10 protein-coding genes and 1 pseudogene are annotated in these 9,294 nt (G+C 35.4%); 7 read left to right on the top strand and 4 right to left on the bottom strand.

What is annotated here, in order from left to right; genetic code table 11:
- Together FTV14_RS15370 and FTV14_RS15365 are read left to right on the top strand one after the other, a co-directional pair.
- A pseudogene (locus FTV14_RS15370) lies at positions 1–118 on the top strand (IS30 family transposase); the annotation flags it as partial.
- Between the two features lie 72 nt (positions 119–190).
- Positions 191–529, top strand: a complete 339-nt coding sequence (locus FTV14_RS15365; protein WP_180054128.1) for a hypothetical protein — start codon at positions 191–193, stop codon at positions 527–529.
- Here FTV14_RS15365 and FTV14_RS15360 read toward each other — a convergent pair.
- Positions 526–792, bottom strand: coding sequence for a mobilization protein (locus tag FTV14_RS15360; protein WP_180054129.1), 267 nt, complete (start codon positions 790–792; stop codon positions 526–528). The two genes, FTV14_RS15365 and FTV14_RS15360, sit on opposite strands and share 4 nt — an antisense overlap.
- Before the next feature lie 209 nt (positions 793–1,001).
- On the opposite strand from FTV14_RS15360, the gene mobQ reads away from it, so the two are divergent.
- The 4 genes from mobQ (at position 1,002) to FTV14_RS15340 (ending at position 5,362) form a co-directional block, all read left to right on the top strand.
- Entirely contained in the window at positions 1,002–2,438 is a 1,437-nt protein-coding gene (mobQ, locus tag FTV14_RS15355; RefSeq protein ID WP_180054127.1) for a MobQ family relaxase, read from the top strand.
- A gap of 538 nt (positions 2,439–2,976) precedes the next feature.
- On the top strand, positions 2,977–3,900 hold the full coding sequence (repM, locus tag FTV14_RS15350; protein WP_180054126.1) for a replication initiation protein RepM: 924 nt from the start codon (positions 2,977–2,979) through the stop codon (positions 3,898–3,900).
- Positions 3,901–3,967: 67 nt separating this feature from the next.
- On the top strand, positions 3,968–4,504 hold the full coding sequence (locus FTV14_RS15345) for a plasmid replication DNA-binding protein (RefSeq protein ID WP_180054125.1): 537 nt from the start codon (positions 3,968–3,970) through the stop codon (positions 4,502–4,504).
- A gap of 303 nt (positions 4,505–4,807) precedes the next feature.
- On the top strand, positions 4,808–5,362 hold the full coding sequence (locus tag FTV14_RS15340; RefSeq protein ID WP_086044968.1) for a hypothetical protein: 555 nt from the start codon (positions 4,808–4,810) through the stop codon (positions 5,360–5,362).
- Positions 5,363–5,660: 298 nt separating this feature from the next.
- Here the strand turns inward: FTV14_RS15340 and FTV14_RS15335 are convergent, their stop codons facing one another.
- From FTV14_RS15335 to FTV14_RS15325, 3 genes are all read right to left on the bottom strand, one after another.
- Positions 5,661–5,939 carry an addiction module antidote protein gene (locus FTV14_RS15335; RefSeq protein WP_180054124.1) on the bottom strand — a complete coding sequence of 93 codons (279 nt, stop codon included), beginning with the start codon at positions 5,937–5,939 and terminating at the stop codon, positions 5,661–5,663.
- A 101-nt stretch (positions 5,940–6,040) separates the two neighbouring features.
- Complete coding sequence (locus FTV14_RS15330) at positions 6,041–6,367, bottom strand: type II toxin-antitoxin system RelE/ParE family toxin (RefSeq protein WP_180054123.1); 327 nt, start codon at positions 6,365–6,367, stop codon at positions 6,041–6,043.
- A 915-nt stretch (positions 6,368–7,282) separates the two neighbouring features.
- A complete protein-coding gene (locus FTV14_RS15325; RefSeq protein ID WP_180054122.1) occupies positions 7,283–7,792 on the bottom strand; it encodes a PBECR2 nuclease fold domain-containing protein in 510 nt (169 codons plus the stop codon).
- Positions 7,793–8,201: 409 nt separating this feature from the next.
- Between FTV14_RS15325 and FTV14_RS15320 the strand changes: the two genes are divergently transcribed.
- On the top strand, positions 8,202–9,206 hold the full coding sequence (locus FTV14_RS15320; protein ID WP_180054121.1) for a P-loop NTPase fold protein: 1,005 nt from the start codon (positions 8,202–8,204) through the stop codon (positions 9,204–9,206).
- Positions 9,207–9,294 lie beyond the last annotated feature (88 nt).

The raw sequence follows: 9,294 nt of genomic DNA, 5'->3' as shown, positions 1-9,294 counted from the left end.
AAACGAACAAATAGAGCAGATAGAGTTTGCACTCAACCATCGTCCTAGAAAAACACTAGGTTGGTATACACCGAGTGAAGTTATGGCTGGTTTTTATACTGTTGCACTTGCCGCTTGAATCCGCCTTCTTCAAAAATTAAATTTTTTAAACATAAGAAGTGAAAGGAAAAATAGCTATGCTTGTCTACATATGTTAGTTCATGATCTTGGCTTAAATAAAGATTTTAATGATGAGTTAGCTTCATTAAAAGTTCTAATGGAAAAAGTAAGAATTTTCTATACAACACGTTCATCATTTAACTCCCTTGATCCGTCCGATCTTCAACTTGAAGAAAAATTAATAGAAAAACTGAAAAATCTAGAAGATCTCAATTTATTTGCAAGGCTATATGAATCTCAGTTCATGACTAAAAAATACGATGAAGTGAGAAAATTCAAAGATGCCCTCTCACCTGCTGACCAATCTCAACACCTATGGAAAGATTGGGATAACTATTTAAATAGCGGATTTATTATAAATCCTATTTAAAATCCAAAAATTTTTCTATCTCGTTCGTCTGTTAAATAACGATCCATCTGGGCCATTAATTTGGCCCTAGCTTGTTCATCATCCTCAGTAATTTTTAGCATACAAGAACCGATTAAAATCTTGCGTCTGGTATCGTCCTTTCGTGCCTGTTCTTTCTCTTTGGCTCGTTCTCTTGCTAGTGCTGCCTGTCTTTGAGCTTTGAGCTGTTTCAGCTTTTCTTCCTGGGCTTTAATTTTGCTGTCTAGTGTTTCAGTAACGCTCATTAATCCAATACCATCATCCTGGGAAACCATCCCTAACATAAGCGCACTTGAATCTGCATTCAAGGTGCTATATGTATAGTAATGTTTTCCTCGAAGAGCGCACTTATGCAAACTTCGTTTGCAAGTACGATTGGGGTCTCCCCAATACCCCGACAACCGTATTCACGGTTGTATTTCACTACGTGAAAATTTAAAAGCGAAAAACAGGCATGGCGATTTACCACTTTTCAGTCAAAACCGTAGCACGATCAGCAGGGCGTTCTGCCACTGCTGCAATCGCCTATCGGGCCGGTGAAAAGATCTATTGTGAACGTGAAGGCCGGGAACATGATTACAGCCGAAAAACTGGCGTGGAATATAAAGAGGTTTATTTACCCAAAGACGCACCAGAGCATTTAAAAAACCGGGAAAGACTCTGGAATGAAGTAGAACAGCGAGAAACACGAAAAAACTCGACAGTTGCCCGGGAATTTGTAATCGCTTTTCCAAGTGAATTAAATCAGGAACAACGCCTGGCCATGCTCGAAGAACTATGCGCCAGTATCGTGGACAGACATCAGGTGGCTGTCGATGCCTGTATCCATGCCCCGCATACTGGATCCGGCAGCGATGAACGCAATTATCACGCCCATATCCTGATGAGCACACGCAAGCTCACTCCCGAAGGTTTTACCGAGAAAACCCGGGAACTGGATCAGAAACACAGTGGAGAAATCGAACACTGGCGGAAACACTTTGCCGATATCTGCAATATGCACCTGGACATGGCCGGATACACCGCCCGAGTCGACCACCGCAGCTACAAGGACCAGGAGAATGGTCTGGAAGCCACCCTGCACGAAGGGCCGAAAGTCACCGAACTGCGCCGAAAAGGGATTGAGACCGAAATCAGCCGTAGTAATGATGAAATCAAACAGAGAAATCAGGCGCAGCTGCAATACGGCAAAAATATGGATCTGCTGATTGTTGAAAATGAGATAAAACTCAGCACACTGAAAACTGAACAGCAGACCCAAATCAAAAATAGCGCTAAAACGTCACCAATTGACGAAAAAGCCCTATTTGAGGAAAAACAGAGGGAAACCCTTGGTAAAGTGCTAAATCGCGAAATCAGCGCAAAAGACGCGAATCTAGACCTGGATTTTATGCAGCGCAATCTCAAACAAGCCGAAATAAACCTGACCAAGCACCACAAACATCAAAACGAGTTCAATCAGCACCTTGCCCAGGAGATCGTGAAAAGCGGACTCAAGCAAAGTCATGACAAATTGCAAAGCCTGGTTGATCAACACAACGAATTAACCCAGAACAAACCCTTACTGTTTGGAAAAAAAGCCTGGGAAGCCCAACGTGATGAGATCTACCAGGAACACAAAAAGTTGAAAGGTCAGCATGAACACCAGAAAAAACATGGTGTGAAGGATTTATTGGAGAATGAAAAGTTCAAAGAACATGCCTGGAAGCAGTACCAACAACAACATCCGGCCAAAGCCAAGCAATACCAGACTCTATACCTATCCTATCAAGTCATTAAAAAATGTGTGGATGAGATCAAAGCAGAACAACAGATGAAACTCAGACAACAACAACAGCTCAAAGCACAGCAGCATGCGCCTAAAATGAAATCTCGTGGCATGAGTCGCTAAACAGAGCGAGTGTCTACGAGCGAACTGAGAAAATTTGCCCATCCCTTTCCCTGATTACAAGCTCCCTATCCATCAATCACCTGCATAGCAGAGCATCCCGAATGGGTGCGAACTTTCCAAGCTTGATTCCTAAACCGAGCGTAGCGAGAAAAAAAAACTCATGAGCGAAGCGAATTCCGAGCTGCTTTTGATCTTGCTTTTGCTTTTTCTCAAATTCACGAAAATATGAAGCAAAAATTGCCTCAACGAATCGAGCGAAAGCGAGATTCAATAGAGTTTGAGCGAAGCGAAAACCAAGGGCAATTTTTCATGAAATATGCTTTTAATTATTTTTAAGCTTTTAAATGCTTTTAGATAGCCTGTAAACCTGAATTTATAAGGCTTTGAGAGATTATAAAACGAGGTTTACCTTGCATTAAAACGAGGTTTACCTTGCATTAAAACGAGGTTTACCTTGCATTAAAACGAGGTTTACCTTGCATTAAGCGAGTTGATAATATAACCTCGTCTTATTGACTTAAAAATATAAATTTTTCATATGAAAACCGAACTAATTGTCAAAGATAACGCTTTAATTAATGCTAGTTATAACCTTGATCTAGTAGAACAACGATTAATTCTTTTAGCTATCGTTGAAGCCAGGGAATCAGGTAAAGGGATAAATGCTAATGATCCATTAACAGTTCATGCTGAAAGTTATATCAATCAATTTGGTGTACATCGAAATACTGCTTATCAAGCCTTAAAAGATGCTTGCGATGACCTATTTGCAAGACAATTCAGTTATCAAAGTCTTAGTGAAAAAGGTAATGTCATTAATCACAAGTCAAGATGGGTAAGCGAGGTTGCTTATATTGATAATGAGGCTGTCGTTAGACTTATTTTTGCTCCAGCTATTGTGCCTTTAATAACTCGATTAGAAGAACAATTTACAAAGTATGAGATACAGCAAATAAGCAATTTAACGAGTGCTTATGCTGTTCGCTTATATGAAATATTGATTGCGTGGCGTAGTACCGGAAGAACGCCTCTTATAACTATCTACGATTTCAGACAAAAAATAGGTGTACTCGAGACTGAATACAAAAGGATGTACGATTTTAAGAAATATGTTTTAGACATTGCATTAAAGCAAGTAAATGAACATACCGATATTAATGTCAAAGTTGAACAACATAAAACCGGCAGATCCATTACGGGCTTTTCATTTAGCTTCAAACAGAAAAAGTCAGCAACAAATACAGCCAATGACATTAGTCAGGACAAAGAGCTAAAAATCAATTTGACTGATGCACAACGATATTTATTTGCTAGTAAATTATCAGAACTTCCTGAGATGGCTAAACTTTCACAAGGTAATGAAAGCTATGAACAGTTTGCTGCTCGGATTGTAACCATGCTGCAAGAGCCAAATAAATTAAAAGAATTTATGCCATTACTTCGAAAAGTCGGCTTTCAATGAATGATGTCAATTGACATAGTAAAGTTAACAATCAACTATTAACACTATTTGAAAACTGGTTTACATAATGAAAAAACTGTCAGTTTCAGAACTAGCGAAATTATATGGATATTCAAGACAAGCTGTATATGCCCATATAAAGAAAGGAAATTTATCAAAAGGATCGGATGGATTAATTGACTTTTCAGAAGCCTTGAGAGTTTTTGGGGAACCACAAAAAAGCAATTCTAGTGTCAACCAAAGTCAATCAACTAGTAGTCATAACTTAACAGAAGTTGACTTGCTAAAACGTCAAGTTGACATGCTGGAAAAACAATTAAATCAGGCAATACAGAGAGAAAATCAATCATTAGAACGTGAATCGTTTTATCAAGAACAGATTGAGGCCATGCAGCGCTTACTGGAAGCTCCAAAAGCCAATATGACTACGTTTACCGATCATGAATCTGAACAGGATATAGCAACAGATTCTCGGCCACAGACTGAATCGAACTATGACGGATTGACTACTCCAGAGAACAAACGCATCCCTGTTCCAGAACATATTGAGCCTACACCTAAAAAGAGGGGCTTCCTGAGTCGTTTTTTCCTTCCTTACGGTTAACCAGGACTCCACTTTTTTGATGAGCCAATTTCAGTGCAAGCACATGAAATAATGACTCCTCAAAAAACCGGATGATGTTTATTAAAACTGAATAAAATCGTGGAACATTGCTTATTTATTAAGCGTGGAACACTAAAAAAGATAAAAAAAGCCCGAACAGGGATGTTCGAGCTATCAACTAGGAACTACAGCGTTGAATTTTCAAGAGAATTATAACGCATTTCGTATAACGTGCATTATGTTAATTTTAGGGAATCTAACCGTTTCTTACTTATTTAAATTTTGGAAAAATGTAGGCTATTTATGTCATTTGACTTCGTAAAAATCTTTAAAGAAATTGATCTTCATAAAAATGATCTAGATATTGATAATTTCATGACAACGATCATCAATCATTGTCATGAAATGCAGCCAAACAAAAGTTGGGACCTATTCAAAGAATTAGATTACACAACAGAAGTTAAAAGTTTAGCAGCCCACGTAATTGACTCTTTAGAAAAAGAGGCTTCTCCCTTTATTGAGCAAGGGTTTTGGTTTGGTCTTTCTGATAATGGATATCTATATTTTGCAGTATCAGATCAATACATTGCAGAAGAAGATAACTTAGATTGGATGTCTGAAGCTAGAACATACTATCCTGAGCAAGGCACTTTTAGCTCTGAAATTTTACGATCTATTGAAGATTTAGCAGATGAAACAGAACTGGATAATTATGCTGAATATCCTTTGTTCTTAGCTTATGCACTTAAACTGGCACAAGCGTCAATGAATCATTATAAAACCGCTTACCCAGAAAGAAAGGTTGGGTACTCTATTGGATATGATTCAGGAGATTTTATTACTGGAGGATGGATCTAATCCCCCCATTTAACATAATGGCTGTTATACGCAATAAAAAAACCTGGGCACCAACCCAGGTCTAAAATTTAAAAAACAGATAAATATCAGTGCAATAAACTCATTTTTCTAATTTCGCATAACGTGTATTATGTTAATTGTAGAAATTCTTAAATATTAAAACATATTAAATATTTTCCATAAAAAATGCTCTACATAGAATGTAGAGCATTTTTTATGGAAAATATTTAACTAGAAGTCTTTTTTAATTACATAGCTATATTCTCAAAAGTGTATAAATAAATTAAATAAATAGAAATTATTTTCTAACTACTCTTAATGATAAATTAAGACTATCTAATATTTTTAAAAATGTAGATAAATTAGGATTTGCATCTTCTTTAAACGCTCTATATAAATTACTTCTATCTAATTGAGTTTTATCTGAAATCTTCTTTATTCCTACTGATTTAGATACTTCTTCTAAACCATTTAAAATGGTTGCTTGATCATTATCTGCTTCTTCAAATATAGCTTCTAAATAGTCAAATATCATTTCTTGATCTTTTATATATTTACTCTCATTTAAAGTTTTCATAATTACCTTTCCTATTAAATAAATTTACACATACACTTGTAATTAATCTCGAATATCAGCCATATAAATCAGATAAATCCATATGGCTGTTTATTATTGCGTCACGTAAGTGACGCAATAAGTTTTTGAGCTAATGCAATGTCAGCATCTTGGGTATCTTTCACACCACAATGAACGGCAGTGAAGACTTGCTCAGCAATTCGTGTTAGGTAAACTCGATGACCTTTACCTACATCAATTTTGAGCATGAGCACGTTACCGTGCACAACTTTACAGTCTCCAAAGTTAAGATACTCGTTACCGCGAACTTCACCTTTTGAACGAATTCGGGTAAAGCGGGCTAAAATCTTGGCAATAGCTTTACGATCAGCTACCTTTTCTAAAGCCTTTTCAAAAGAATCAGCTTCTTCAATTTTGATACTAGTCATTAAAGACTCCTGTAATTAAATATTCTATCCATTTTTGTTGTTTTTACGCAACATATAGTCGTTTTAAAGCAACACAATCATTAATTGGTATGTATTTCTTGTTTTCAAGTGTAATTCTTAAAAAAAAAATAAAAAAATAAAATTATAATAAAAAACAGTTGTTTATATCTATTTTTCAATTAAAAAAACTTTAATAAAACTTGATATTACCTTTCTCCAGTTCGCACACTCATTAAACATGCCCTTTGGATGGATGTTGATCTGATATCAAGTTGATATCGATTCGATGGCAGTAAAAATTTAGTCATGACTAAAACATTGGACTTATATCTCCACATTCCTAGTTTAGGTAATAGAAGTTAAAGCAGATTTTAGTTTCTTATGTACGTATATGCCCACATCAATTCCGGGCCTTTTCGCCTATACGACCTGGCTGAAATTTTCTATGATGGAGACATAGAGAGCGGGATGCTCCAAATAAAAAGAATAAGAAAATCGCACACGGATCGGCAGGTACGACAGGACTTATACCGAGCGAACAAATACGAAAAACCCCGACAGGATGTCGGGGTTTTTTATTATCTAAACTTTATTCAGTTTCTTTGTATTTGCTTGGTCTCAACTAAGCAAGGACCTGTCATCACTACTTTTAAGCAAGTGATTTATCATATTTATCAAAAGCGAAAAGCAAGATTTCACGCATCCTTGTTTGGTCAGAAATTGATGTTATTGCTGCACTCTATGATAATATGTTATCATTATCTAATCGATTTAGATGTCTCTTTTAAGCGCGAAACAAATTGCTTCCAAGAGCTATAATTTGCGTAGGAACACCATTGATACTTGGATATTAGTGTCGTGTGAGACCTTAAGAGAGACGGAAGGCGGGCAACTAACAGTTAGCTCGCCTTTTTTTTATTTCTTATAAAGTAATTCACCTTGCCTATGCTTGTTGAGCTTTTTGAGCTCACACTGCATAAAATTCCAAAGAACATTATTATTCGCATCGATTTTTAAAATCAGCAGAATATGGTTTTTGGAACCAGAAAATATTCCAATAAAAGCAAGTCTAAATCCTCCATCTGAATATTTAATTTTCCATACTTCGAATGGATTTAATAATGTAAGGTGAGCTAATTTCGAAAATCGTTCTCTAGCATCTCTTCTTTTCTCGACTACATGCTTTAAGTTATCTATCGAAACAATCGCCCAACTTTGAATAGCATTAAGAAGAATTTTTCTTGAATAGATACCATCAACTAGTTCAAATTCTTTAGAAACGATCTCTAAAGCTTCTTCTTCAGTATCACCAGCCTTTAAAATCATTGATTCTTCAAATGGATGAAATTGTTCTAGAGGAGTATTTCTAATGTCATCAAGATTAAAGTTTTTCCAACTTTCTTGATCTTTTTCCTCCCTAATCATTTAGTATCTCAACCATAAAAACGAACTATTCTACTCGATTATTTCTTTAACTATGCACAATTATCAATCCCATATGCTCACATCAATTCCGGTCCTTTGCGCCTATACGACCTGGCTGCGATTTCTTATGATGAGGACATGGAGAATAGGAAGTTCCAGAAAAGAATAATAAGAGATAGGCACAAGGAAAGTAAGGTACGACAGGAGTTTTACTGAGCGAACTAATACGAAAAACCCCGGCATCCTGCCCGGGTTTTTTATTACTTAATTTATATGGTCTACAAATTTCTTTAAATTCTCTATATGAATTAGAGTATATATCTTCGCTTAATGTAAAATTAAAATTCATTTATCTTTTTGTTTTATAAAGTACATTAAGGGTATTCAAAGCTCTAATGTAGAACACAAAATGCAAGATCAATTTAAATTAGTAAGAGATGATTACACCAACATAGAAAAAGCATTTGATGGTGATTTATGGAAAAGAAAAGAATTAGGCAATAGGCTCACAGAATATGTATCTCGATTGAAAATTGGAGCAACTATAGCTATTGATGCAGAATGGGGGTCTGGTAAAACATGGTTCGTTAATCATTGGAAAAAGCAGTTAGAAGATAGAAAATTTGATGTGATCTATTTAGATGCTTTTGCTAATGATTACCTAGAAGATCCGTTTTTAACAATCTCAATGGAAATTGCAAATAAAATTAATGTAGACCCTGCTTTAGTAAGAAAGTTCAAAGAAAAGCTTACTAGTGTTTATCATTCAATTTTGCCAAATCTTCCTATACTTCTTTGGTCTTTAGGAACTTCAATAATCTCAGCAAGTTATTTTGGTAAAACTGCTGCCGAAGTTTTAAAAAATTCAACTGAAAATGCTGGAGACTTTGGAGAGGAAAGTGCGAAACTACTTAACGAAAAATTAAAAGAACATTTATCAGCTCAAGTTGAAAATTATGAGCAAGAAAAGCAAACTTTAATTTATTTTAAAAAAGCATTAGCAGAAATTGCGGAAAAACTTGATCATCCATTGGTTTTTATTATTGATGAATTGGATCGTTGTAAACCAGAATTTTCTATTCGTTTAATTGAAAGAATTAAGCATTTTTTTGATACTCCTAACATTATTTTTGTACTGGCAGTGAATAAAAAACAATTATCAGAATCTATTAATAAATTTTATGGTTTTAATGATGTTAATGATTACCTAGAAAAATTTATAGATTTCAATATTAGGCTACCTATTCCTCATCAATATGAATATGGATATCTGATCGAAAATTATGTTCAAACACATGGTTTTGTTATTCGAAATACCAATGCCATAAAAATGCTTTTCATATATTTCCAGCCAAATGCAAGACAAGTAATTAAAATTCCGCAGATTCAAATCCCAAGTGCAACACATTTGTAGTTAGTTGAAAAAGTTAGGTGTATTCATAGAATCATTAGACTTTTTCAACTCGCAATTGGAAAGCACACAATGAAGAAATACACCCAAC

The sequence above is a fragment of the Acinetobacter sp. YH12236 genome (assembly GCF_013417645.1).
GTDB lineage: Bacteria > Pseudomonadota > Gammaproteobacteria > Pseudomonadales > Moraxellaceae > Acinetobacter.
This window is presented reverse-complemented; position numbering and strand designations above follow the sequence as displayed.

Bases quoted from the DNA above. Each gene is read 5' to 3' on its own strand.
- FTV14_RS15340 (WP_086044968.1), top strand. From the start codon at position 4,808: ATGTCATTTGACTTCGTAAAAATCTTTAAAGAAATTGATCTTCATAAA.
- FTV14_RS15360 (WP_180054129.1), bottom strand. From the start codon at position 792: ATGAGCGTTACTGAAACACTAGACAGCAAAATTAAAGCCCAGGAAGAA.
- repM (WP_180054126.1), top strand. From the start codon at position 2,977: ATGAAAACCGAACTAATTGTCAAAGATAACGCTTTAATTAATGCTAGT.
- FTV14_RS15345 (WP_180054125.1), top strand. From the start codon at position 3,968: ATGAAAAAACTGTCAGTTTCAGAACTAGCGAAATTATATGGATATTCA.
- FTV14_RS15320 (WP_180054121.1), top strand. From the start codon at position 8,202: ATGCAAGATCAATTTAAATTAGTAAGAGATGATTACACCAACATAGAA.
- FTV14_RS15365 (WP_180054128.1), top strand. From the start codon at position 191: ATGTTAGTTCATGATCTTGGCTTAAATAAAGATTTTAATGATGAGTTA.
- FTV14_RS15325 (WP_180054122.1), bottom strand. From the start codon at position 7,792: ATGATTAGGGAGGAAAAAGATCAAGAAAGTTGGAAAAACTTTAATCTT.
- mobQ (WP_180054127.1), top strand. From the start codon at position 1,002: ATGGCGATTTACCACTTTTCAGTCAAAACCGTAGCACGATCAGCAGGG.
- FTV14_RS15335 (WP_180054124.1), bottom strand. From the start codon at position 5,939: ATGAAAACTTTAAATGAGAGTAAATATATAAAAGATCAAGAAATGATA.
- FTV14_RS15330 (WP_180054123.1), bottom strand. From the start codon at position 6,367: ATGACTAGTATCAAAATTGAAGAAGCTGATTCTTTTGAAAAGGCTTTA.